This window comes from Kitasatospora cineracea (genome assembly GCF_003751605.1).
In the GTDB taxonomy this organism is placed as follows: Bacteria; Actinomycetota; Actinomycetes; order Streptomycetales; family Streptomycetaceae; genus Kitasatospora; species Kitasatospora cineracea.
The window spans coordinates 1,490,094-1,513,938 of sequence record NZ_RJVJ01000001.1; the positions used below are offsets into that span (position 1 = coordinate 1,490,094).

Here is a 23,845-nt window from a genome sequence, read left to right on the forward strand (position 1 = left end):
GCTCAAGGCTTTTGAGCTGCCGTGCCGACCCCGGTGCAGTTGCTCCCGGCGGCGTCCGGCTTTTGTTAGCTAGCTCTTGATGCGGTTGGTCAACTCGGTGACCTGGTTGTAGATGGACCGGCGCTCGGCCATCAGCGAGCGGATCTTGCGGTCCGCGTGCATCACCGTGGTGTGGTCCCGGCCGCCGAACTGGGCGCCGATCTTCGGCAGCGACAGGTCGGTCAGCTCCCGGCACAGGTACATGGCGATCTGACGGGCCGTCACCAGCACCCGGCTGCGGGAGGATCCGCACAGGTCCTCCACGCCCAGCCCGAAGTACGCGGCGGTCTGCTGCATGATCACCTGCGCGGTGATCTCCGGCCCGGCGTCCTCGTCCCCGCCCGGGATCAGGTCCTTCAGGACGATGCCGGCCAGCTCCAGGTCGACCGGGGCCCGGTTCAGGTTGGCGAAGGCGGTGACCCGGATCAGCGCGCCCTCCAGCTCCCGGATGTTCCGGGTGATCCGGGAGGCGATGAACTCCAGCACGTCGGCCGGGGCGTTCAGCTGCTCCTGGATCGCCTTCTTGCGCAGGATGGCGATCCGGGTCTCCAGCTCCGGCGGGGTGACGTCGGTGATCAGACCCCACTCGAAGCGGTTGCGGAGCCGGTCCTCCAGGGTGATCAGCTGCTTGGGCGGCCGGTCCGACGAGAGGACGATCTGCTTGTTCGCGTTGTGCAGGGTGTTGAAGGTGTGGAAGAACTCCTCCTGCGTCGACTCCTTGCTGGCCAGGAACTGGATGTCGTCGACCAGCAGGATGTCGATGTCCCGGTAGCGCTTGCGGAACGCGTCAGCCTTGCCGTCCCGGATCGAGTTGATGAACTCGTTGGTGAACTCCTCCGAGCTCACGTACCGCACCCGGGTGCCCGGGAACAGGCTGCGCGAGTAGTGCCCGATGGCGTGCAGCAGGTGGGTCTTGCCGAGCCCGGACTCGCCGTAGACGAAGAGCGGGTTGTACGCCTTGGCCGGCGCCTCGGCCACCGCCACCGCCGCGGCGTGCGCGAAGCGGTTGGAGGCGCCGATCACGAAGGTGTCGAACAGGTACTTGGGGTTCAGCCGGGCGTTCGGCTCGTCCTTGCGCGAGCCGCCGGCCGGGGGAGCGCCGGGCGGGGCCGGGACACCGGGGGCGCGCTCGACCGGGGCGTGGGACGGGGCGGCGGGCCGGGCGCCGCGGCGGGAGCCGCCCTGGCGCGGCCGGTCCTCGTCCGGGGAGCCGAGCGCCCCGCCGAACAGGTCGCCCTGCGCGGAGTCCGGCCCGGGCCGGTGCGAGCGCCGCGGGGCCGGGTCCGGCCGCCGCTCGGGCATCGGGGCGGGCTCCCCCCAGCCACCGGCCTCCGCACCGGGCTGGTGGTCGCGGTACGGGGCCTGGGCGGGCGTCCGGTAGGGCTCGGCCGCCGGGTAGCCCGACGGGTACGGCGAGCGCTGGTAGTCGTCCCCGCCCCGGCCCGGCCAGCTCCCGGGCGGCGGCCCGGGCTGCGGGTAGCCGGGCCCGCCCGGGTACGGCTGCTCGTTCCGGACGGGGTAGGGCTGCTCGGCGTGCGCCGGGTAGGACTGCTCGGGGCGCGGGTGCGGCCACTCCGGGACGGGCTCGGGGTCGAGCTCCGGTTCCGGGTCCGGCTCGCCGGCCGGGGCGGCGTTGGCGTCCACCATCACCGCGATCCGGACCTGCCGGCCGAACTCCTGCGAGATGGCGTCGGTCAGCTGCGGCAGCAGCCGGCCCTCCAGCACCTGCTTGGCGAACTCGTTGGGCGCCGCGAGCAGGGCGGTGTCATGCATCATCCACATCGGCTGGGTGCGGCGCACCCAGTTCTTGTCCTTCTCCACGACATCGCTGTCGCTGACCAGTCGCTCGACGACCCTCGACCACATCAGGACGAGATCGCTGTTGACATCAGCCACTGGTACACGCTTTCTCGTTCCCCGAGCAGGGGCAGCCAGGCAAGGTCAAGGAGGGGTTCGGGTGGCGCGGCGGCGGAGCGGCCGCGGGCACAGAACAAAAGAGACAAGTCCTGCAACGGTAGTCAGCGCGCAGAGCTGATTCAAGTTTCTGTCCACAGGCTGTGGGCAACGGCGTGGCGGCCACCTGGTTTGACCCTCGGACCCGCTCCCGCGTACCGTAACCAGGTCGAGTTGTCGATGGCCGCTGCCGCATGTCCGCGGGTCCGCCCGCTTCCATGACGCGCGCAGCACGGGCGCCGTGGTGTTCCTCAGCCCAGCAGATCTGGGCCCGGGACCGGATTTCCCAAGTGCAAGGGGAGATCGCGCGGACGCACGGTGACGGCCAAGCGACCGCCCGTCATCCTACGATTCACCCCAGGAGCCCCCGAGTGAGCAAGCGCACCTTCCAGCCGAACAACCGTCGTCGCGCCAAGACCCACGGCTTCCGGCTGCGCATGCGTACCCGTGCCGGCCGCGCCATCCTGGCGAACCGCCGCGCCAAGGGCCGCAGCGCCCTGTCCGCCTGATCCGCGCAGAGGGTCTGCAGTGCTGCCCACCGAGAATCGGCTGCGGCGGCGCCAGGACTTCACGACCGCGGTGAAACGCGGTCGGCGTGCCGGTCGGCCCCTGCTGGTGGTCCACCTCCACAGAGAGGCGGCGCCCGACGGAGGAGCCGACCGGAACAGCGACTTCCACCCGCACGTCGCCGAGGGGCTTCCTTCGGCGCGTGCGGGTTTCGTCGTGAGCAAGGCCGTGGGGCCGGCCGTGGTCCGCAACGCGGTCAAGCGTCGTCTGCGTCACCTGGTCCGCGAACGCCTGTCCCGGTTGCCCGCAGGTAGCCTGATAGTGGTACGGGCGCTGCCGGCTGCGGCGACGGCCCCGTACCCGGACCTCGAGCACGACCTGGACGCGGCCCTGCGCCGCCTGCTCAGGTCGGAACCGACCGGCAGTGCCCCGACGGGAACAGGGCGATGAAGTACCTGCTGATGGGCCTGATCAGGCTCTACCAGTGGACGATCAGTCCGCTGCTCGGTCCGGTGTGCCGTTATTACCCCTCGTGCTCCCGCTACGGGTACGAGGCGGTGCGCGTCCACGGCGCGATCAAGGGCGGTTGGCTGACCGTCTGGCGCATCCTGCGCTGCAATCCTTGGTCTCCCGGTGGGGTCGACCATGTTCCGCCGCGAAAGCACCCGGTGTGGCACCGCCGGCTGCGCAATCTGCTGAACCCCACGAGCGGGACCGCCGAGCCGGAGCCGGTGGCGAAGCCCGATGCCCAAGGAGTCTGACCGGTGACCTTCGGTTTTCTGAGTCCCCTCTACACAGCGGTGTCCTGGATCATCGTCCAGTTCCACTCGCTGTTCAGCCACGTCTTCGACCCCGACGGTGGCCTGGCGTGGGGTCTGTCCATCGTGATGATGGTGGTCGTCATCCGGATCTGCCTGATCCCGCTCTTCGTGAAGCAGATCAAGTCGACCCGGGCCATGCAGGCGATCCAGCCGAAGATGAAGGCCATCCAGGAGCGCTACAAGAACGACAAGCAGCGCCAGTCCGAAGAGATGATGAAGCTGTACAAGGAGGCGGGCACCAACCCGTTCTCCTCGTGCCTTCCGATCCTCGTGCAGGCGCCGTTCTTCACCGCCCTCTACGGCGTGCTCGCCTCGATCGCCAACGACAAGACGATCGGCGTCATCGACAAGCCGCTGCTGGACAGCGCCAAGCAGGCGCACATCTTCGGTGCCCCGCTGTCGGCCAAGTTCGTCGGCGCGGACAGCATCCACATCCAGATCGTCTGCGCGGTCATGATCGTGCTGATGTCGCTGTCGCAGTTCATCACCCAGCGCCAGCTGATGACCAAGAACGTCGACCTGTCGGTCAAGACGCCGTTCATGCAGCAGCAGAAGATGCTGATGTACGTCTTCCCGGTGATGTTCGCCGTGATGGGCATCAACTTCCCGGTCGGTGTGCTGGTCTACTGGCTGACCACCAACGTCTGGTCGATGGGCCAGCAGCTGGTCGTCATCCGCAACAACCCGACGCCGGGCAGCAAGGCGTGGGACGAGCGCCAGGTCCGGCTGAAGAAGCAGGGCCGGATCAACCCGGACGGTTCGATCCAGAAGGGCGGCCTGGCGGCCATGCTCAAGGGCGGCTCCAAGGGCGCGGCGGCCGACGCCCAGGCGGCGGTCGAGGAGAGCGTGCAGGTGCGCCGGCAGCAGCCGCGCAAGCAGAGCAAGGCGCAGCGGCAGGCGACCGGGGCCCACCAGGCGCACTCCGCGGAGCACGCGGACGCGGCGGACGCCACGACGGACCAGGCGGAGGCCACGCCGGCCGGGGCCGCGTCGGCGGGGAAGTCCGGTCCGAAGGCGGGCGGGGCGAAGCCGGGGGCCCAGCCGGGCCAGGGCCAGCGCCAGCAGCCGCGGCGCGGTGGCCAGGGCGGCCAGCGGCCGAAGAAGAAGTAAGTCCCCCACCCTCGTTCTCGGCCCCACCCGAGGGCCTCGTTTCCGAAGGAGTCCACCTGTGACGGATGGCACCACCTCCGCCGTCGACACCGCGCCGGCCGGTGAGAGCGTCCTCTCGCGTCTGGAGCACGAGGGTGACATCGCTGCCGACTACCTGGAGGGTCTGCTGGACATCGCGGACCTGGACGGCGACATCGACATGGACGTCGAGGGGGACCGGGCGCTGGTCTCCATCGTCGGCGAGGGCGACGACCGGGCGCTGCAGCGGCTGGTGGGCCAGGACGGCGAGGTGCTGGAGGCGCTCCAGGAGCTGACCCGACTGGCCGTGCACCGGGAGACCGGGGAGCGCAGCCGCCTGATGCTGGACGTCGCGGGCTTCCGGGCGCGCAAGCGGGCCGAGCTCGCGGAGCTGGGCGCGGAGGCCTCCGAGCGGGTCAGGAGCACCGGCGAGCAGGTCAAGCTGCGGCCGATGACCCCGTTCGAGCGCAAGGTGGTGCACGACGCGGTGGCCGCCGCGGGGCTGCGCAGCGAGTCGGAGGGCGAGGAGCCCCAGCGCTGCGTGGTCGTGCTGCCGGCTTGACGCCGGTGGTGCTGCCGTTCCGGCGTCCGACCCCGCCCGCCTCGCGCGGGCGGGGTCGTCGGCTCTGCGGCGGAGTGGCGTTTCACGTGGAACAGTGCTGGTACGGCGGGTGGATTCGACGGTGAGCGGAGAGGCAGAGATGGACAGGGACGGCACGGAGCCCGAGGCGCCGCTGGAGGGGCCGGGGCAGGCGCCGGAGGCGGCGGGGCGGATCTTCGGCGATCGGCTGCCGCTGGCCGTGCGCTACACCGAGCTGCTGGCGACCGCGGGGGTGCAGCGCGGGCTGATCGGCCCGCGCGAGGTGCCCCGGCTGTGGGACCGGCACGTGCTCAACTGCGCGGTGCTGGCCGAGCTGCTGCCCGCCGAGGTCTCGCTGTGCGACGTCGGTTCGGGCGCCGGGCTGCCGGGCATCCCGGTGGCGCTGGCCCGGCCGGACGTGTCGGTGACCCTGCTGGAGCCGCTGCTGCGGCGCACCACCTTCCTGGAGGAGGTGGTGCGCGAACTCGGCCTGGAGAACGTCACGGTGCTGCGCGGCCGGGCCGAGGAGATGGTCGGCAAGCTGGGGGTGGACGTGGTGACCGCCCGGGCGGTCGCGCCGCTGGACCGGCTGGCCGGCTGGGGCATGCCGCTGCTGCGCCCGTACGGGCAGATGCTGGCGCTCAAGGGCGACACCGCCGAGCAGGAGCTGGTGGAGTCGCGGGCGGCGCTGACCCGGCTCGGCGCGGTGAAGTGGTCGGTGATCGGCGTCGGCGAGGGCGTGCTGGTGACCCCGACCCGGGTGGTCCGGGTGGAGGCGGGGGAGAGCCCCGGCGGCGTCAAAGCGGCCACCCGCCGGGCCAGGGCGGCCCGGGCGGGACGTGGCGGCAAGGGCGGCGAGGGCGCGGGCCGGCGGGGCGGGAGTCGCGGGCGGCGCTGAGCCCGGAGTGGACGTGAGTCCGGTTCCGGAACTGGTGTTCGGGGCGGGTGGCCGGGAGGCCGCCCGCCCCGTTTCGTTCGGCGCGGGCCCGGAGTGTCGGGCCGGTGGATTCCGGCATTCCGGGCATCGTGTTTCACGTGAAACGTCGCTTCCTGCTCTCCGGCGTACTTGACCAAGGACTCAATCGGACGCCAGACCGTCACCCCGAGGTGACTGTCGCGGCTCCGGTTTCACGTGAAACACTGACCCCCATGCAGGAGTCGGAGATCGTCGATCAGGTGGATGACACCCCCGTCGCAGGGGCCGCGCACACCGCCGTCCCGGTCGCCGGGCAGGCCGGGGAGGCGCTGCCCCGGCCCGCCGCGACCCGGGTGATGGTGGTCGCCAACCAGAAGGGCGGGGTGGGCAAGACCACCACCACCGTCAACCTGGCCGCCGGGCTGGCCATGCACGGGCTGCGGGTGCTGGTCATCGACCTCGACCCGCAGGGCAACGCCTCGACCGCGCTCGGCATCGACCACCACGCCGAGGTGCCGTCGATCTACGACGTGCTGGTCGAGGGCAAGCCGCTGGCCGACGTGGTGCAGCCGGTGGTCGACGTGGAGGGGCTGTTCTGCTGCCCGGCCACCATCGACCTGGCGGGCGCCGAGATCGAGCTGGTCTCGCTGGTCGCCCGGGAGAGCCGGCTGCAGCGCGCCATCGCCGCGTACGAGCAGCCGCTGGACTACGTGCTGATCGACTGCCCGCCCTCGCTGGGGCTGCTGACCGTCAACGCGATGGTGGCCGGCCAGGAGGTGCTGATCCCGATCCAGTGCGAGTACTACGCGCTGGAGGGCCTCGGCCAGCTGCTGCGCAACGTGGAGCTGGTGCGGGCGCACCTGAACCCGTCGCTGCACGTGTCGACGATCCTGCTCACCATGTACGACGCCCGGACCAGGCTGGCCGCGCAGGTCGCCGAGGAGGTGCGGACGCACTTCGAGAAGGAGGTGCTGGCCACCGCCATCCCGCGGTCGGTGCGCATCTCCGAGGCTCCCAGCTACGGGCAGACCGTCCTGTCCTACGACCCCGGCTCCACCGGCGCGCTCTCCTACCTGGAGGCGGCCCGCGAGCTGGCGCTGCGGGCCGAGGTCGCCAAGACGACGGTCGGGCGGCACCGGGCGGGTGCGGCGGTCGTTCCGCCGCAGAGCGGCGGGGAGACGTCCGCGCCGACGGCACAGCACAGTTCGATGGAGGGCAATCGGTGAGTGGCACGCGCAGGGGTCTGGGCAGGGGTCTGGGAGCGCTGATCCCGGCGACCCAGCCGACCGCCGGGGGAGCCCCGGCCGAGGCGGTGCCGGTCGCGGCGGTGCCGGTGGTGCCGACCGACCGCGGCACGGTGGCCGCCAAGGCCGCCGCGGAGAGCCTGCGGGAGCTGGCCGGCGACCAGCGCCGCAGCGTCCTGGAGGCGGCGCTCGCCCCGGTGGACGGCGCCCGGTTCGCCGAGCTGCCGCTGGAGTCGATCAGCCCCAACCCGCGCCAGCCGCGGGAGGTGTTCGACGAGGAGAAGCTCGCCGAGCTGGTCTCCTCGATCAAGGAGGTCGGCCTGCTCCAGCCCGTGGTGGTGCGTCAGACCGGGCCGGAGCGCTACGAGCTGATCATGGGCGAGCGCCGCTGGCGGGCCTCCCGGCTCGCCGGGCTGGACGCCATCCCGGCGATCGTCCGGGCCACCGAGGACGACAAGCTGCTGCTGGACGCGCTGCTGGAGAACCTGCACCGCGCCGAGCTGAACGCGCTGGAGGAGGCGGCCGCCTACGACCAGCTGCTGCGCGACTTCGGCTGCACGCACGACGAGTTGGCCGACCGGGTGGGCAAGTCCCGGCCGCACGTCTCCAACACGCTGCGGCTGATGAAGCTGCCGGTGTCGGTGCAGCTGAAGGTGGCGGCCGGGGAGGTCACCGCCGGGCACGCCAAGGCGATCCTGATGGTGCCGGACGCCGAGCGGCAGGAGAAGCTGGCCACCCGGGTGGTGGCCGAGCACCTGACGGTGCGGGCCACCGAGGAGATCGCCAAGCTGCTGGCGGGCATCGAGCCGAAGAAGCGGGCCCCGCGCGCCGAGCCGCTGCCCACCCCGGCCTTCGACGAGCTGGCCGGGCGGCTGTCGGATCGCTTCGAGACCCGGGTCAAGGTCGAGGTCGCCCAGAACGGCGGCAAGTTCGGCCGGGGCAAGGTGGTACTGGAGTTCGGTTCGGTCGAGGACCTGAACCGGATCCTGGACAGCCTGGCCCCGGGCGAGCGGGGCCTGCCGCTGGCCTGACCCGGCCGCCCCGAACGGCGAACCACGGGTGCATGTTTCACGTGAAACGTGCACCCGTTGCGCTGTCCGGAGCAGACTGGGGTCTGGACCGTTTCGGCCTGGAGGAGGAGGTGCGGGCGTGGGACGAAGGGTCGTTCCGCTGACGCTGGACAACCTCTCGGATCTGCCGGACCCCTGCCGCTCCTGCGTCTTCTGGGAGCTCGACCCGGTCAGCGGGCGGGACGCGCAGGACGCCGGCAAGGGGGAGTTGGAGAAGGAGGGCTGGATCTCCGCCGTGCTGCTGGAGTGGGGCTCCTGCGGGCGGGTCGCCTACGTGGACGACCGCCCGGCCGGGTTCGTGCTCTACGCCCCGCCCGCGTACGTGCCGCGCGGGCAGTCCTTCCCGACCAGCCCGATCTCGCCGGACGCGGTGCAGCTGATGGTCTCCCGGGTGCTGCCGGAGTTCCAGGGGCAGGGACTGGGGCGGGTGCTGGTGCAGTCGGTGGCCAAGGACCTGATCCGGCGCGGCTTCCGGGCGATCGAGGCGTTCGGCGCGCAGGGGCGGGAGGTGCCGAGCTGCGTGCTGCCGGCCGACCACCTGCTGGCGGTGGGCTTCAAGACCGTTCGGCCGCACCACCGGTACCCGCGGCTGCGGTTGGAGGCGCGCACCACGCTGTCCTGGAAGGGGGACGTGGAGGGCGCGCTGGAGCGGCTGCTGGGCGGGCGGCGGAAGGAACCGGCGCTGCGGCCGTTCTGAGGGAGCCGTTCTCCGCTCCGGGGCGGCCGTCCGCGGGCGGCCGCCGCCGCGCTCAGGGCTTCTGGGAGAAGCCTCCGGAGGAGCGGGGGCGAGGACGGGCGGCGGGCGGCCCGGCTCTCGGGGCTTCCTGACGAAGCCTCGGCCGGCCCGGAAAACGCCGAGGCGGCCCGGACGGAGGTCTCCGCCAGGGCCGCCTCGGCGACGGTGGGGCCTACAGGTACTCGGCCAGCTCGCGCAGCAGCGCGGCCTTCGGACGGGCACCGGTGATGGTCTTCACCAGCTCGCCGCCCTTGTAGACGTTGAGCGTCGGGATGGAGATCACGTTGTACGCCGCGGCGGTCTCCTGGTTCGCGTCCACGTCGAGCTTGACGACGGTCAGCTTGTCGCCGTGCTCGGCCGCGATGTCCTCCAGGACCGGGGCGACCTGGCGGCACGGGCCGCACCAGGTGGCCCAGAAGTCGACGAGGACGGGCTTGTCGCTCTTGAGGACCTCGGCGTCGAAGGTGGCGTCGGTTACTTCCTTGGTGGCGCCGGCCACGGGAACTCCTTGGGGTCGGAGGAGAGGTGCGTCGGTGATAACAACGGCGGGGGCGGATCTGTTTCTGCTCCCGCCCGGGCGGGCCTGACGCGGTGTCAGGCCCACCCGTTCCGCCGGGTGCTGCGGGGGCCGCGGGTGTGTGGTGAGTGCGGCCGGGTGGTGCTGCGGAGGGGTGTCAGACCGCGAGGACGGTGGCCGGGGCCTCGTCCGCGTCGGCCAGCGCGGCCAGGTAGCGCTCGGCGTCCAGCGCGGCGGAGCAGCCGGTGCCGGCCGCGGTGATGGCCTGGCGGTAGGTGTGGTCCACCACGTCGCCGGCGGCGAAGACGCCGGGCAGGTTGGTGCGGGTGGAGGGGGCGTCGACCTTGAGGTAGCCCTCGGCGTCCAGCTCCAGCTGGCCCTTGAACAGCTCGGTGCGCGGGTCGTGGCCGATGGCGATGAACAGGCCGGTGACGGGCAGCTCGCGCAGGTCTCCGGTGTTGGTGTCGCGCAGGGTCAGACCGGAGAGCTTCGGGTCTCCGTGGATCTCCTCGACCGCGCTGTCCCAGGCGAAGGTGATCTTCGGGTCGGCGAAGGCGCGCTCCTGCATCGCCTTGGAGGCGCGCAGCGAGTTCCGCCGGTGGATCACCGTGACGCTGCGGGCGAAGCGGGACAGGAAGGTGGCCTCCTCGAGGGCGGTGTCGCCGCCGCCGACCACCGCGATGTCCTGGTCGCGGAAGAAGAAGCCGTCGCAGGTCGCGCACCAGGAGACGCCGCGGCCGGAGAGCTTGTCCTCGTTCGGGAGGCCGAGCTTGCGGTGCTGCGAGCCGGTGGCGACGATCACGGCGCGGGCGCGGTGCACGGTGCCCTCGGAGTCGGTGACGGTCTTGATCTCGCCCGTCAGGTCGACCGCGACGACGTCGTCCGGCACCAGCTCGGCGCCGAAGCGCTCGGCCTGGGCGCGCATGTTGTCCATCAGCTCGGGGCCCATGATGCCGTCCCGGTAGCCCGGGAAGTTCTCCACCTCGGTGGTGTTCATCAGCGCGCCGCCGGCCGTGACCGCGCCCTCGAACACCAGCGGCTGGAGGGAGGCACGCGCGGTGTACAGCCCGGCGGTGTATCCGGACGGGCCGGAACCGATGACGATCACGTTTCGGACGACGTCGCTCACTGCATCTCCTGGTTCGCCTGGCGTCCCGCTCGCGCGGGGGAGGGCGGTCTGCTCCGCCGCCCCGGACAACGACTCACCAGTCTCCCGCATTCCCAGGCCCGACCGCACCCACCGCCCGCACTCCGGGCGCGGTGGGGCCGGGCCGACGAGGAATCAGGGGGCGGGGACGGTGCTGTGCAGCAGGATCGTCGATCCGGGGCAGTCCGGGGTGGCCAGGTAGACGTCCAGCGGCCCGCTGCCGCCGGGCGGGCGGAACACCAGGGCCAGCACCGGACGCCCCTGGTAGCGGCCGGGGCCGGTGGCGGTCGGCTGCTCGTCCGGGTGCCCGGCGGCGGCCAGCGCGCAGGCCGGGGCCGCGGCCGGGCCGTCCGGGCTGGCCGCGCCGAGCTGGTGCGGGGACTTGCCCTCCATCAACTGCCGGACCTGGGTGGGCAGTCGGTCGGCGGTGAAGTCCGGGCCGCCCTCCCCGGTGCCGCCGCCCGGGGCGACCTGGTGGGGGGCGGTGGCGGGGGCCGGGGAGCCGCCGGCGGAGGGCCGGCCGGTCGCGTCGGCGGGCGCCGCGGCGCTGGTGGAGCTGTCCTTCCCGCCGCTGCCCCGGTCCAGCAGCGAGCCGCCCAGGCCCACCGCGAGCGCCACTACCGCGACCGCGGCGGTGGTGAGCAGCAGCCGGGCGCCGCGTCGGCGGCGGGCCGGGCGGCCGGGGCCGGTGGCGCCGGCCGGGGAGCCGGCCGGGGCGGACGGCGGTGCGCCGGTGCGGCGGGATGCGGTGGGCGAGGCCGGGGTCGGCGAGGTCGGGGCCGGGTCGGCGGGGCCGGGCCGGGGGTGGCGCTCGGTGCGGGCGGCGGATTCGGCGGCCAGGGCGGCCGTCAGCCGGTCCGCGACGTCCTGCGGGAGCGCGGGGGCGGGGAGGTCCGCCAGCAGCTCGGGGAGGCCGCTCAGGGCGGCGAAGTCCTCGGCGCAGGACGGGCAGTCGGCCAGGTGCGCGTGCAGGGCGGCGGCCCGCTCGGGCGGCAGCAGCTCCTCGGCGAGGTCGGCGAGGGCGTCCAGGTCGGGGTGCTCGGAAGGCGGGTGCGGCGTCATCGCGGGGTCGCATCTCCTTCCAGCGCGGGCGAGGGATCCGTGGATGGGACGGGGGAGGGCGGGTTCGGGTTCCCGCCCCGGGGGACCGGCGGGGCGGTGCCGCCGCCCGCCGGTCCGGCCGGTGTTCCACGTGGAACACCGGCGCCCCGGGCGTCCGCCGCTCCGGCGGGGCCGGTCGGCCCGGTTTCACGTGGAACGGTCGCCGGGGCCGTTCCACGTGGAACGGCGGTGGGCGCGGGGGCGGTTCCACGTGGAACGGCGGTACGGCGGTCGTCCGGCCCGGCTCCCCGGGCGGCGGCGGCCGGGCCGAGGTGGCGCAGCAGCGGCAGCAGGCGGGCCCGGCCGCGGGCGCAGCGGCTCTTCACGGTGCCGACCGGGACGCCGAGCACCTCGGCGGCCTCGGCCACCGGGTAGCCCTGCATGTCGACCAGCACCAGGGCGGCCCGCTGGTCGGCGGGCAGCGCGGCCAGCGCGCCGGCCACCTCGCGCCGGGTCTCGGCCCGCACCGCGTGGCTCTCCGCGCCCTCGGCGGTGCCCAGCGCGCGCTCCGCGGTGCCCTCCGGCCGCTGGTCGAGCGACTCGGCCCGGCGGACCGCGCCGCGGCGGGCCCGGTCCAGGCAGGCGTTGACCACGATCCGGTGCAGCCAGGTGGTGACCGCCGAGCGCCCCTGGAACCCGGCGGCGGCCCGGAACGCGGAGACCAGGGCGTCCTGGAGCGCGTCGGCGGCCTCCTCGCGGTCGCCGAGGGTGCGCACCGCGACCGCCCACAGGCGGTCCCGGTGGCGGTGCACCAGCAGCCCGAAGGCGTCCGGGTCGCCCGCGGTGTGCCGGGCGAGCAGTTCGGCGTCGGTGGGCTCCTCGGCCATCCGCCCCCTCCTTGCGGTTCGGCCGTCCGCTCCGGCGGCCGTGGGTCACATCGTTGGGGATGCGCCGGAGCGGATCAAGGGGTGATCGGTGCCCGGCGGGATCCGGAGACCGGTTCTAGCCGTTGACCTGGACCTCGGCGACCTTGCCGCGGAAGCCGCCGCCGTCCTCGTTGACCGGGACGTTGGTCAGCCAGAGCAGCAGGTACCGGGTGGTGACCGGACTGCCGGGCTTCAGGGTGAACTTGCTGCCGGAGCCGGACGCGAGCGAGGCGCCGAAGCTGCGGAAGCCGGCGTCGTCGGGGGACGGGGCGGTGGCGGTGCCGGTGGGTGCGGCCTTCAGCTCGGCCTTGGTGTCGCCGATGAACTGGACGTCCACCGAGTCGATCCGGCGGGCCGAGCCGAGGTCGATCAGCAGGCCGGTGCCGGGACGGTAGGACCCGCCGAACTGGTCGTTGTAGCGCTGGGTGGTCCAGGCGGTCGCGGGGTTGTTGTCGGTGGCGTTCGCCAGCTCGTTGCTGTGCTCGTCCTTGTTGTCGCCGAACGCGTTGAACGGCGCGAGCGAGGAGATGGTGAGCTTCTCGCCGGTCACGGCGGGCGCGCTGCCGGTCGGGGCGGGCGCGGGGGTGCTGTGGTTGCCGGTGGTGCTGTCCCGGTTGTTGACGTACTGCGCCAGCTGCCAGGAGCCGACCGCCACCGCGGAGAGCGCGACCAGCGAGGCGGTCCACTTGAGCAGGCGGCGCAGCCCGCGGCGGCGCGGGGCGGGGGCCGGTCCCGGAGCGGGCGCCGGTCCGGGGGCGGGGGCGGCCTCGGCGCGGGGGAGGGCCTGGGTTGGCGCGTTGCCGGCGTAGCGCGGCCGGGCGGCGGGCAGGGCGCGCAGCGCGGGCGGGGCGGGCTGCTCGGGCTGCCGGATCTTCGGCATCAGGGCGATCTCCGCGGCCAGCCCGGCGGGGCTGGTGATCGGCTCCTTGTGGTGCGGGGGCTGGTCGCACAGGATCCGGGCGGCGAGCTCGGCGAGGCCCTTGTGGACGCCCGCCCGGACCTGGTCCGGCGGGACGCAGCCGAGGTCCTTGGGCAGGCCCTGGAGGTCGTAGCGGTCCTCGGGGTAGGGCCAGCGGTGGGTGAGCGCCGCGTACAGCAGTGCGCCGATCGCCCGGACGTCGGTCAGCTCGGCGTCCTCGGCGGGCAGGCCGCGCAGCGCCGCGTCCACCGCGATGCCGTTGATCCGGTACTGGCCGCCGTCGGTGCGCAGCACGCACTTGGGGGTGAGCCGCAGGTGCGCCTGGCCGCGCTCGTGGGCGGCGGCGATCGCGTCGGTGACCTGGCGGACCATCTGGTACGCGTCGTACGGCTCCATCGGACCGCCCGCCAGCAGCTCGCCGAGGTCCCGGGCGCCGGGCAGCCACTCGCGGATGACGTAGACCAGCTCGCCCTCCTGGACCGCGTCGAGCACCTGGACGAAGCGCGGGTCGCCGAGCAGGGCGGCGCTGCGGGCCGCGGTGAGGACCGACTTGGCGCGGCGGTGGCCGGCCGCGAGCAGGTGGACGCCGACGGCGCGGCGGAGCTTCTCGTCGACGGCGCGCCAGCTGGTGAAGGTCTCCGACTCGGAGATGCACTCCTCCAGCCGGTAGCGGGCGCCGATCTTGTCGCCGCTGCGCCGCTGCGGGGCGGGCAGCACGGTGGGCAGGGTGGCGGTGTCGGCGTCCAGGGTCTCGGTGCTGGTGGGCGGGGCGGGCTCGGACGGCTCGACCGGCGGCAGCGGGCGGCGCACCCCGCGGCTGCGGGAGGGGCGTTCCGGGCGGGCGCCCTGGGCGGTGAGCTCGGCGTCGATCTCCTGGGCGGAGAGCGGGGCGGTGGCCTCGGCCGCGGGGGGCGTCGGGGCAGCCGGGGCGGCCGGGGCGGCGGCCGGGGTGCCGGTGCCGGTGGGCGGGGCGGGCTTCGCGTTGGCCGCGCGCAGCGGGGTGGTCTTCGGGTCCGCCTTGGAGCTGTCCCTGCCGTTGCTCCGGTTGCCGTTCTTCGGGCCGCCCTTGCCGCCGGCCTTCGCCGAGCCGTTGGCGGCGGCCTTGACCGCGCCGTTCGGGGAGCCCTTCGCCGGGCTCTTGGCGGCCCCGCCGCGGTCGGACTCGCGGTCGGAGCCGGGCGCGGACCCGCGCTCGGAGTCGGCGTCGCGCTCCGGGCCCGTCGGTGCGGCCTCGGTCGCCGCCCCGTCCGCCTCGGACGTGTCGACGATCGCCTTGGTGCCGTCAGCCACCGTGGTCCTGCCTCCCCTTGTGTCGCCCCGGTCAATCCCAGGACGGTCGACGGCTCCGTACCGGAGCGGTCGGCCGTGCAGGGTCAATTGTGCCCACTACCGGACGTCAGGTACGACCTCTGAGAGTGGCGGGAGGTTGCCCGATTGCCCACTTCCGGTGGAACAGCAGACGAATGGGCCGGAATCGGGGGTGTGCCCCGACTCCGGCCCAGGGAAAGCGTACTGAGGATCCGGCGGTCCGTTCTCGCCCGGGTTGACGGCACGTCAACCCGGGGCCCGCGGGCGGTTCAGCGGCCGAGCCGCCTGCGGACCATTCCGGTGAGCGCGCTCAGCTCCTCGATCCGCATCTTCCGGGCCAGCACCAGGAAGACCGCGAGCTGTGCGCCGGCCGCGACCAGCAGGGTCAGTACGCTGCCGATCCAGCCGTCCAGCACCTGCAGGGCCAGCAGCTCCAGGACCAGGCCGACGGCGGCGGCGGGCAGCGAGGCGATCGCCAGCCGGACGTAGGTCTTGGTGATCCGGGCGGTGTCCAGGCCGCCGATCTTCGCCTTCAGCTTCGGCACCGCGACGGACACGCCGACCGCGTAGGCCAGGCCGTAGCCCAGCGCCATGCCGGTGACCGCCCACTGCGCGGGCAGCACCAGCCAGCACAGCACCGCGGTGGCGGCCTGGGTGAGCGCCACCCAGACGGTGTTGGAGAACGGCGTGCGGGTGTCCTCGTAGGCGTAGAAGCCGCGCAGCAGCACGTACTGCACCGAGTACGGGATCAGGCCGAGGGCGAACGCGGAGAGCATGTAGCCGACCGCGGTGGTGCCGTGGGCGACCGCGCCGCCGTTGCCCAGGCCGTAGATCGAGGAGCCGATCACCGGGCCCAGCGACAGGAACAGGAACGCGGCCGGGACGATCGCCACCGCCGAGGTGCGCAGGCCGTACGAGAGGTCGTCGCGGACGGCGCCGGAGTCCTGGTCGGCGGCGGCCCGGGAGAGCCGGGGGAGCACCGCGCTCATCACCGAGACGGTGACCACGGCCATCGGCAGCTGCCAGATCAGCAGCGCGTTGGAGTACGCGGCCAGGCCGACGCCGAGGTGGCCGTCCTGCTCGGCGGCCTTGCCGGAGGCGGTGGCCAGCTGGGTGACCACCAGGAAACCCGCCTGGTTGGCCAGCACGAACAGGAAGGTCCACTTGGCGAGCCGGGCGGCCTTGCCCAGGCCGTGGCCGCGCCAGTCGAACCGGGGCCGGAACGAGAAGCCCGCCGCCCGCAGGTACGGGATCATCGACAGCGCCTGCACCGCCAGGCCCAGCATGGTGCCGATGCCGAGCAGCCGGACGCCCTCGGGGGAGATCGACTGCGGGGTGACCTCGCTGTGCTGGAAGGTGCCGTACACCGCGATGTACATCACGAAGGTGAAGATCACCACGACGTTGTTCAGGACCGGCGTCCACATCATCGCGCCGAACCGGCCGCGCGCGTTGAGGATCTGGCCCATCACCACGTGCACGCCCATGAAGAAGATGGTCGGCAGGCAGTACCGGGCCAGCGCCACCGTGGTGTCGGCGCTCGCCGCGTCGCGCATCAGCGCGTGCGAGATCAGCTGCACCAGCACCGGCGCGGCCAGCACCGCCACGAACACCACGCCCGCCAGGCCGGTCACCACCAGGGTGAGCAGCCGGTTCGCGTAGGCGGTGCCGCCGTCCTCGTCGTTCTTCATGCTGCGCACCAACTGCGGCACGAACACCGCGTTCAGCGCGCCGCCGCCGATCAGGATGTACAGCAGGGTGGGCAGGGTGTTGGCGGCGTTGTACGAGTCGCCCATCGAGGCCACGCCGATCGCGGCGGCGATCACCATGGTGCGCAGGAAGCCGGTGCCCCGGGAGACCAGGGTGCCGGCGGCCATCACGGCGCTGGAGTTCAGCAGCCCGGCGACCCGGCCCGCCCCGCCGTCGGTGCTGCCGCGGTCGGGCCCGGTCTCGGACTCGGTCCCGGTGTCCACCGCGGCGGCGGTCGTGGCCGGGGCGGCGGCCGCGTTCGCCTCCAGCACGGCCGCGTCGGCCCGCATCACCGCCTCCTCCTCGGAGAGCGGCGGGTCGAACTCGATCGGCGGCACGTACGGGTGCGGGCCCGCCGCCTCGGGGCGCTCGTCCCCGCCCTCGTCCTCGCCCGCGTCCGCGTCCGCCTCGGCCTCCGCGTCCGCGGGCTTCGACAGCAGCGAGTCCACCCCGACGTAGGCGTCGGCCGGTTCGGCGGCGGGCGTGACCTTCCAGCGTTCGCCGGAGGGCTTCCCGTCGGTGTCCGCCGACGCGCTCCGCGCCGCCGTGTCCTCCGCGGGCGCCGCGGCGGCGGGGACCTCGGCGACCGCCTCCGCCGCGACCTCGGCGGCGATCGACGCCCAGCGCGGGGCGGGGGCGGTCAGCTGCAGGGCGGCCTCGGGTGCGCGGTCGCTCTGGCCGGGGACCGCGGCCGAGCCCTCCGGGGTGTCGGTCTCGTCGGGCCCGGCGCCCGGCAGGTCGATCGCGCCGTACGGGTCCGCGCTCCCGAACGCCTCGGGCGCGTACGGGTCGTGGGCGTAGGTGTTGGCGACGTACCAGTCGGCGGCCGGCTCCGCGGGGGCGGCGGATCGGGGGCCGCCCGCGCGGTCCTGGGGTCGGCCTCCGCCCTGGTCCTGGGTTGCTCGCTCGCTCCGCTCGTTCATGCCACCAATCCACGTCAGAGAGGGGGATGGGCGCCCGGGGGGTGGGGCGGCCTAGTGATCCACCTTCTCATCACCGGCGACCCGATCGGTGTCACCCGCGGCGGAGGAGGGGTCCGCGTCGGACGGCGGCTCGGCGCCCTCCGGCGCGCCCGCGGGGCCGTCGGAGGAGCCGTCGGCGGGGCGGTCCGGGTCCTCGTCGACCTCGCCGGCCGCCCGGCGCTTCTTGCGCTGCAGGTAGAACCGCACGCCGGCGAGGACCATCAGCACGGTGCCGCCGGCGATCACGTACGTCACGCCGCTGGCCACCGAGGTGACGTCGACGGTGAACACGACCGCCTCGCCGTAGGGCCGGGCGTCCGGGCCGGTGGTCCACAGCTGCGCGGTGACCTGGACCGGGCCGTTGACCTGTGCCTCGGCGGGGAAGCGGAAGGTGCGGCTGGTGCCGGCGTCCATCACCACGGGCTGGATCGGGTAGTCGACCCGCAGCCGGTTCGGCTGGGCCGAGGTGATCTTCAGCTCCAGGTTGCCGACCGACTGGGTCAGCCCGTTGCGCACGCTGACCAGCAGCGTCGCGTTGTCGCCGGGCAGGGTCACCACGGTCTTCTTCGGCACCCGGACCGCGGACTTGAGGTTGTCCAGGTAGGTGCGCACCCCGCGCCGGTACTCGGTGCCGGTCTTCGGCTGCTCGCGCCACTCGGTGGACATCGCGCGCACCATCGCGGCGCTGAACGGGCCGCGCACCCGCTCCGGCTCGGTGAGGATCATCATCAGCTGGTCCACGCCGTCCTGGAGCTGCATGGTGGCCGCCAGTTCCTCGGCGGACAGCTCGTCGGCGGTCGCCTCGCGTGGGTACCCCTCCGGGACGGACGCGTTCGCGGCCGGGTCGGGCTTCTGCTCGGCGACCTTCCGCAGCACCGTCGGCGCCACCCAGCCGCTGCCGGCCGCGCCCTTCACCGCGTCGTGCAGCGCCTGCGCGCTGCCGACGCTCAGCGCGCGGGGCGGCAGCACCAGCAGGCCGCGCGGGTGCTCCGGCTCCTGGTGGGCGATGGTCAGGGTCTCGCCGAGGAAGCGCTGCACCGCCAGGGTGCGGGCGCCCGCCGAGTTCAGGTCGGGCCGGAACAGCGAGGCCAGCACGGCGTCGGAGACCACCGCGGTCTGCCCGTTGCCGACCGGGCGGGCCGCGTTCGGGGTGTAGTACAACTTGTCGGACTCCGGCATCGACCGGCCGTCGACCAGCAGGATCCGCCCGCCCGCCGCACCCGCCACCGCCGCGGTGCGCTGGTCCAGCAGCCCCTGGTACGGCCAGGCGACGTCCGACTCGGCGTCCACCGACAGCCGGGCCTCGGTGGTGATCTGACCGGCCGTCACCGCCTTGCGCAGCGCGGTGTCCATGCCGGTCAGCCCCGCGCCGTTGTGCGCGATCGACGCCAGGTCCGGGTCCGCGTACGGCAGCGACAGCACCTCGGTGTCCGGCTTGGCCAGCGCCGTGCGCAGCTTCGCCAGCCAGGCCGTCGCCACGTCCCGGCCGGTGCCGGGGACGGTGTTCTCCTCGCCGGCGGACTCACCGGAGGTGCCCGGCTTCTGCACCCGGTACGGCTTGGTCATCGCGTACACGGTGTCCAGCAGGTTCGGGTCGATCGCCCAGGTCAGCCCGGGCAGGTCGGCGCCGAGCTCGACCATCCGGTTCAGCCGGCCGTCGCCGGTCAGCTCGGCGGTCAGGCTGTCGTCGCGCAGCACCGGCGTCTGGTCGGCGTCCGCCATGGTCTGGGCGACCAGCACCGGCGCGTGGGTGAGCGGCCAGACCACGGCCAGCTGCGAGGGCTGGGCGGGCTCCCGGCCCTGGTACGGCAGGAAGGTCCGGGCGATGCCCAGCGGGTGGGCCTTCTCGTCGCCGGTGCTGCTCCAGACGTCCACCGCGAGCTCGTAGGTGCCGGTCTCGTCGACCTTCAGCGCGGAGACCGGGACCGCCAGGGAGAAGGGCTCGCTCTGCCCCGGGTCCAGGTCCTGGAGCCGCTGGGCCGGGCTGTCCAGCGAGATGCCGTCCAGGGTGCTCGGGGTGGTCCGGGACTCCGCCATCTCGATCTCGCTGCGGGTCTTCATCGGCCGGGCCTGCGGCTGGCGGACCTTCATGGTCGGCGACTTGAACCTCGCCGAGCCGGAGTTGGTGATCGTGCCGGTGACGGTGACGGTGCTGTTCTCGGAGGCCACCTGCTGCGACAGGGCGTCGATCCGGACCGTCGCCGGGTACTCGGCCGCCGCGGCCGGCAGCAGGCCCGGTACCGCCGCCGCCGGGGCGGCGCCGAGCGCACCGGCCAGCCCGCCCGCCAGCAGCGCGGCGGTGCCCCTGGCCAGTCGGCCCGTCCACCGTCCGCGACGCGCCGCCACTGCCGCGTTCCGCCCGGTCCGCTCGTCCACGCGCGTCCTCGCCGTTCCCGATCGTCTCGATCACTCCACGCACCGCCGCGGCCGACCCGGCCGTGCGGTCCCCCCACCGGGAGCGTCCACCCGGCATGGTAACGACGCCGTCCGGTCCGCAGTGCTGCGGCCCGGGAGCTGCCGGACGGACCGGGGGAGCGAAACGGGAGGGCGGCGGAGCAGGCCGGGCACGTACCCTTGTGAGCCGTGTCCACTGCCAATGCGTCCAGCGCCAATCATTCCAGCTCCGCCGACCGGGTCGCCCTGCCGGGGCTGACCGAGGCGCAGACCCTCGGCCTGCAGGAGCTGCTGCGGGTCTCCCCGGTCGCCGACGAGATCGCCCGCCGCTTCCAGGAGGCCGGCCACCGGCTGTCGCTGGTCGGCGGGTCGGTCCGGGACGCCCTGCTCGGCCGGCTCGGCAACGACCTCGACTTCACCACCGACGCCCGCCCGCAGCAGATCCTCAAGCTGGTCAAGGGCTGGGCCGACGCGGTCTGGGACGTGGGCATCGCGTTCGGCACCGTCGGCGCCCGCAAGGACACTGCCGAGGGCTCGTTCCTGATCGAGATCACCACCTACCGCAGCGAGGCGTACGACCGCAGCTCGCGCAAGCCCGAGGTCAGCTACGGCGACTCGATCGAGCAGGACCTGGTGCGCCGCGACTTCACCGTCAACGCGATGGCCGTCGACCTGCCCGGACGGCAGTTCGTCGACCCGCACCGCGGCCTGGACGACCTGGAGGCCCGGGTGCTGCGCACCCCCGCCACCCCCGAGGAGTCCTTCTCCGACGACCCGCTGCGGATGATGCGCGCCGCCCGGTTCGCCGCCCAGCTGGACTTCGAACCGGCGCCCGAGGTGGTCGCCGCGATGACCGCGATGGCCGAGCGGATCACCATCGTCTCCGCCGAGCGCGTCCAGGCCGAGCTGAACAAGCTGCTGCTCGCCGAGCACCCGGTCAAGGGCCTGCGCCTGCTGGTCGACACCGGCCTGGCCGACCACGTGCTGCCCGAACTCCCGGCGCTGCGCCTGGAGAGCGACGAGCACCACCGGCACAAGGACGTCTACGAGCACTCGCTGACCGTCCTGGAGCAGGCGATCGCGCTGGAGACCGAGGGCCCCGACCTGGTGCTGCGGCTGGCCGCGCTGCTGCACGACATCGGCAAGCCGCGCACCCGCCGCTTCGAGTCCGACGGCCGGGTCTCGTTCCACCACCACGAGGTGGTCGGCGCCAAGATGACCCGCAAGCGGATGCGCGAGCTCAAGTACTCCAACGAGCTGGTCAACGAGGTCGCCAAGCTGGTCGAGCTGCACCTGCGCTTCCACGGCTACGGCGGCGGCGAGTGGACCGATTCCGCGGTGCGCCGCTACGTCACCGACGCCGGCCCGCTGCTGTCCCGGCTGCACAAGCTGACCCGCTCCGACTGCACCACCCGCAACAAGCGCAAGGCCGCCGCGCTGGCCCGCACCTACGACTCGCTGGAGGAGCGGATCACCGCGCTCCAGGAGCAGGAGGAGCTGGACGCGATCCGCCCCGCGCTGGACGGCAACGAGATCATGGAGCTGCTCGGCCTGCGCCCCGGCCCGGCGGTCGGCCGGGCCTACAAGCACCTGCTCGAACTGCGCCTGGAGCACGGCCCGATGGCGCACGAGGAGGCGGTGGCCGCGCTGCGCGCCTGGTGGGCGGAGCAGCCGGAGGCGTAGCCGGGCTCAGTGCTTGGTGGTGTTGACCGCGCCGGGGGCGGCGTTCAGCGGGCTCAGGCAGAGCCGGTACCGGGTGGTCTTCTTCTTCGACCGGTACTGGCTGTCGTAGGAGGTCGTCCCCGGGTAGTCCCGGCCGCAGTTGAGCGAGGAGAGGATGCCGCCGGTCTTGCGGTACTGCACCCGCCAGTGGGCGTCCGCGGCGGTGCAGGCCACCTTCTTGTGGCCGGTGGTCAGGCAGTCCCCGGCGACCGGGCCCTTGTCGCCGGCGCCGAACGCCGCGGCGAGCACCAGGAGGCCGCCGACCACCATGCCGAGCAGCACCACGCCGAGCGCCATCCGGCGGATCTTGGTGCCTGTGGTGACCGGCCCGGCGGGCTTGGCCGGGGCCCGCTGCGGCTCCTGCCCCCAGGCGGGCAACTGCCCGTCCCCGGCGGGCGGTTGGCCGTAGGCCGGGGGCTGCTGTCCCCAGCCGGGCTGCTGGCCGTACGGCGGCTGGGGCTGGCCGTACGCGGGCTGCGGCTGGGCGTACCCGGAGGCGGGCGGTTGGCCGTAGGCGGGGGCCGGCGGCTGTCCGTAGGCCGGGGGCTGGGGCTGGCCGTACGCGGGCTGGGGCTGGCCGTAGCCGGACGGGCCGCCGTACGGCGGTGGCGGCTGCTGGCCGGGCTGGGCGTACGGGGCCGGTTGCCCGTAGGGCCCTGGCGGCTGCGGTGTGCTCATATGATCCCCCCGTGGCGGCTGTGGCGGTTGCCGTGCGCCCACGTACCCTAGCGGCCGATCCCCCGTCAGGGGCGGCGGGAGGCGCGGAAGTAGAGCAGCGCCCCGAGCGCGTACAGCACCGCCAGACCCAGCATCACCGCCGCCGAACGGCCGTCCAGCGGCAGGACCAGCGCGGTGACGCCGGCCGCGGCGACGAACGCCACGTTCACCAGGACGTCGTAGACGGCGAACACCCGGCCGCGGTACTCGTCCTCCACCGACTTCTGCACCAGGGTGTCGGCGCAGATCTTGGTGCTCTGGGTGGTCAGGCCGAGCAGCAGCGCCGCAGCCATCGCCGGGGCCTCCCGGAAGGTCAGGCCGAGCGCCGGGACGAGCACCGCGGAACCGGCCAGACAGGTCGTCACCCAGCCGTTCAGGCCGAGCTTCCGGGTGCACCACGGGCTGATCACCGCGGCCAGGAACATGCCCGCCGCCGACATCGCCACCGCCCAGCCCAGACTGGCCAGGCCGCCGGTCTCGTCCGAGGCGCTGTTGAAGGTGTACCGGGAGAGCATCAGCACCACGACGGTCAGCACGCCGAAGCAGAACTTGGTCAGCGTCGCCGCGGCCAGCGCGCGCACCGCCGGGCGGCAGTCCCGCACCAGGTGCCGCAGGCCGGCCAGCAGGTCGTACCAGGTGGCGGTCAGCGCCTCGCGCAGCGGGGGGAGCCCGTCCAACTGGTCCGGGCCCAGGCGGTCGACCGGGATCCGCTGGGCGGCCAGGGCGGCGGACAGGTACAGCAGCGCGGACAGCGTGACCATCAGCGCGTCCGCGCGCGGGCCGGCCGGCACCACCAGGTGCACCAGGAAACCGGCGCCCGCACCGCCGGCCGCCGCGACCGCGCCCAGGGTCGGCGACACCGCGTTGGCGGTGACCAGTTCGGCGGGGGCCACCACCCGGGGCAGCGAGGCCGAGAGGCCCGCCAGGATGAAGCGGTTGACCGCCGTCACCACCAGCGCCGCCGAGATGAACACCCACTTCGGGGCCTCTCCCAGCAGCAGCGCGGCCGTCGCCAGGCCGAGCCCGGCCCGGAGCAGGTTGCCCATCAGCAGCACCTGCCGGCGCCGCCAGCGGTCCAGCAGCACCCCGGCGAACGGGCCGACCACCGAGAACGGCAGCAGCGTCGCCGCGGCGATCGCGGCGATGTCGGCGGGGGAGGACTGCTTCTCCGGGGAGAAGACCACCGAGGCGGCCAGCGAGGCCTGGAACGCCCCGTCCGACAGTTGGGAGAGCAGTCGGACCGTCAGCAGTTGCCGAAAACCTCGGCCGCGCAACAGCCCGAGCAGGGGGGCCTCCCGCGGGGGCCGTTCGGTGATCACCCGCCAAGGGTGCCACGAGGCCGGTCGGTTCCACGTGAAACATCCGGCAACTTCCGGCGACCGGAAGCCCCCCGCGTGCTCCCGCACAACCGATGACCCCCCGCCGGCAGGCTCGTTGAGCAGTCAGGGA

Annotated in this window: 19 protein-coding genes and 1 pseudogene; 10 read left to right on the forward strand and 10 right to left on the reverse strand. The window is 73.7% G+C overall.

Translation table 11 applies throughout. The annotated features are described in order from the left end of the window. Window positions 1–69 precede the first annotated feature (69 nt). The gene (gene dnaA, locus EDD39_RS06750) at window positions 70–1,935 is read right to left on the reverse strand and encodes a chromosomal replication initiator protein DnaA (protein ID WP_123553996.1); all 1,866 of its coding nucleotides are present in this window, start codon (window positions 1,933–1,935) and stop codon (window positions 70–72) included. Between the two features lie 428 nt (window positions 1,936–2,363). Between dnaA and rpmH the strand changes: the two genes are divergently transcribed. From rpmH to EDD39_RS06795, 9 genes are all read left to right on the forward strand, one after another. Continuing rightward, window positions 2,364–2,501: a 50S ribosomal protein L34 gene (gene rpmH, locus EDD39_RS06755; protein WP_030457638.1), complete on the forward strand. Its 138-nt coding sequence runs from the start codon at window positions 2,364–2,366 to the stop codon at window positions 2,499–2,501. 19 nt (window positions 2,502–2,520) lie between these two features. Further along, window positions 2,521–2,949, forward strand: coding sequence for a ribonuclease P protein component (gene rnpA, locus EDD39_RS06760; protein ID WP_123553998.1), 429 nt, complete (start codon window positions 2,521–2,523; stop codon window positions 2,947–2,949). After that, window positions 2,946–3,260, forward strand: coding sequence for a membrane protein insertion efficiency factor YidD (gene yidD, locus EDD39_RS06765; protein ID WP_030457637.1), 315 nt, complete (start codon window positions 2,946–2,948; stop codon window positions 3,258–3,260). The genes rnpA and yidD overlap by 4 nt, the downstream gene beginning before the upstream one ends. Window positions 3,261–3,263: 3 nt before the next feature. Continuing rightward, window positions 3,264–4,430, forward strand: coding sequence for a membrane protein insertase YidC (gene yidC, locus EDD39_RS06770; protein WP_123554000.1), 1,167 nt, complete (start codon window positions 3,264–3,266; stop codon window positions 4,428–4,430). A 58-nt stretch (window positions 4,431–4,488) separates the two neighbouring features. Next, on the forward strand, window positions 4,489–5,010 hold the full coding sequence (locus EDD39_RS06775; protein WP_030457635.1) for a Jag family protein: 522 nt from the start codon (window positions 4,489–4,491) through the stop codon (window positions 5,008–5,010). A gap of 139 nt (window positions 5,011–5,149) precedes the next feature. Next, window positions 5,150–5,926, forward strand: a complete 777-nt coding sequence (gene rsmG, locus EDD39_RS06780; protein WP_123554002.1) for a 16S rRNA (guanine(527)-N(7))-methyltransferase RsmG — start codon at window positions 5,150–5,152, stop codon at window positions 5,924–5,926. Between the two features lie 278 nt (window positions 5,927–6,204). Then, on the forward strand, window positions 6,205–7,170 hold the full coding sequence (locus EDD39_RS06785) for a ParA family protein (RefSeq protein ID WP_279638434.1): 966 nt from the start codon (window positions 6,205–6,207) through the stop codon (window positions 7,168–7,170). Continuing rightward, window positions 7,167–8,219: a ParB/RepB/Spo0J family partition protein gene (locus EDD39_RS06790; RefSeq protein WP_123554006.1), complete on the forward strand. Its 1,053-nt coding sequence runs from the start codon at window positions 7,167–7,169 to the stop codon at window positions 8,217–8,219. Before EDD39_RS06785 ends, EDD39_RS06790 begins: the two co-directional genes overlap by 4 nt. Window positions 8,220–8,337: 118 nt before the next feature. Next, complete coding sequence (locus EDD39_RS06795; protein WP_030457631.1) at window positions 8,338–8,955, forward strand: GNAT family N-acetyltransferase; 618 nt, start codon at window positions 8,338–8,340, stop codon at window positions 8,953–8,955. Window positions 8,956–9,166: 211 nt separating this feature from the next. On the opposite strand, the gene trxA is transcribed toward EDD39_RS06795, so the two are convergent. The 7 genes and pseudogenes from trxA to EDD39_RS06830 all read right to left on the reverse strand — a co-directional run bounded on the left by trxA (window position 9,167) and on the right by EDD39_RS06830 (window position 19,939). Beyond that, a complete protein-coding gene (gene trxA, locus EDD39_RS06800; protein ID WP_014137010.1) occupies window positions 9,167–9,493 on the reverse strand; it encodes a thioredoxin in 327 nt (108 codons plus the stop codon). A 175-nt stretch (window positions 9,494–9,668) separates the two neighbouring features. Then, window positions 9,669–10,640, reverse strand: a complete 972-nt coding sequence (gene trxB, locus EDD39_RS06805) for a thioredoxin-disulfide reductase (RefSeq protein ID WP_123554008.1) — start codon at window positions 10,638–10,640, stop codon at window positions 9,669–9,671. A gap of 153 nt (window positions 10,641–10,793) precedes the next feature. Beyond that, the gene (locus EDD39_RS06810) at window positions 10,794–11,720 is read right to left on the reverse strand and encodes a hypothetical protein (RefSeq protein WP_123554010.1); all 927 of its coding nucleotides are present in this window, start codon (window positions 11,718–11,720) and stop codon (window positions 10,794–10,796) included. Window positions 11,721–11,857: 137 nt separating this feature from the next. Then, window positions 11,858–12,586 (reverse strand): annotated as a pseudogene (gene sigM / locus EDD39_RS06815) (RNA polymerase sigma factor SigM); the annotation flags it as partial. 115 nt (window positions 12,587–12,701) lie between these two features. Continuing rightward, entirely contained in the window at window positions 12,702–14,834 is a 2,133-nt protein-coding gene (locus tag EDD39_RS06820) for a protein kinase family protein (RefSeq protein WP_123554014.1), read from the reverse strand. A 287-nt stretch (window positions 14,835–15,121) separates the two neighbouring features. Further along, complete coding sequence (murJ, locus tag EDD39_RS06825) at window positions 15,122–17,524, reverse strand: murein biosynthesis integral membrane protein MurJ (protein ID WP_244256624.1); 2,403 nt, start codon at window positions 17,522–17,524, stop codon at window positions 15,122–15,124. 51 nt (window positions 17,525–17,575) lie between these two features. Continuing rightward, window positions 17,576–19,939: a DUF6049 family protein gene (locus EDD39_RS06830; RefSeq protein ID WP_123554016.1), complete on the reverse strand. Its 2,364-nt coding sequence runs from the start codon at window positions 19,937–19,939 to the stop codon at window positions 17,576–17,578. A 264-nt stretch (window positions 19,940–20,203) separates the two neighbouring features. Here EDD39_RS06830 and EDD39_RS06835 point away from each other — a divergent pair, with 264 nt between their 5' ends. After that, entirely contained in the window at window positions 20,204–21,640 is a 1,437-nt protein-coding gene (locus EDD39_RS06835) for a CCA tRNA nucleotidyltransferase (RefSeq protein ID WP_123560178.1), read from the forward strand. Between the two features lie 6 nt (window positions 21,641–21,646). Here the strand turns inward: EDD39_RS06835 and EDD39_RS41940 are convergent, their stop codons facing one another. Both EDD39_RS41940 and EDD39_RS06845 read right to left on the reverse strand, forming a co-directional pair. Beyond that, on the reverse strand, window positions 21,647–22,357 hold the full coding sequence (locus tag EDD39_RS41940; protein ID WP_123554018.1) for an LppU/SCO3897 family protein: 711 nt from the start codon (window positions 22,355–22,357) through the stop codon (window positions 21,647–21,649). 65 nt (window positions 22,358–22,422) lie between these two features. Continuing rightward, the gene (locus tag EDD39_RS06845; protein WP_123554020.1) at window positions 22,423–23,715 is read right to left on the reverse strand and encodes an MFS transporter; all 1,293 of its coding nucleotides are present in this window, start codon (window positions 23,713–23,715) and stop codon (window positions 22,423–22,425) included. Window positions 23,716–23,845: the final 130 nt, after the last annotated feature.

Coding starts and splice junctions, on each gene's coding strand:
- EDD39_RS06810 (WP_123554010.1), bottom strand. CDS start 11,720: ATGACGCCGCACCCGCCTTCCGAGCACCCCGACCTGGACGCCCTCGCC.
- yidD (WP_030457637.1), top strand. CDS start 2,946: ATGAAGTACCTGCTGATGGGCCTGATCAGGCTCTACCAGTGGACGATC.
- rsmG (WP_123554002.1), top strand. CDS start 5,150: ATGGACAGGGACGGCACGGAGCCCGAGGCGCCGCTGGAGGGGCCGGGG.
- murJ (WP_244256624.1), bottom strand. CDS start 17,524: ATGAACGAGCGGAGCGAGCGAGCAACCCAGGACCAGGGCGGAGGCCGA.
- EDD39_RS41940 (WP_123554018.1), bottom strand. CDS start 22,357: ATGAGCACACCGCAGCCGCCAGGGCCCTACGGGCAACCGGCCCCGTAC.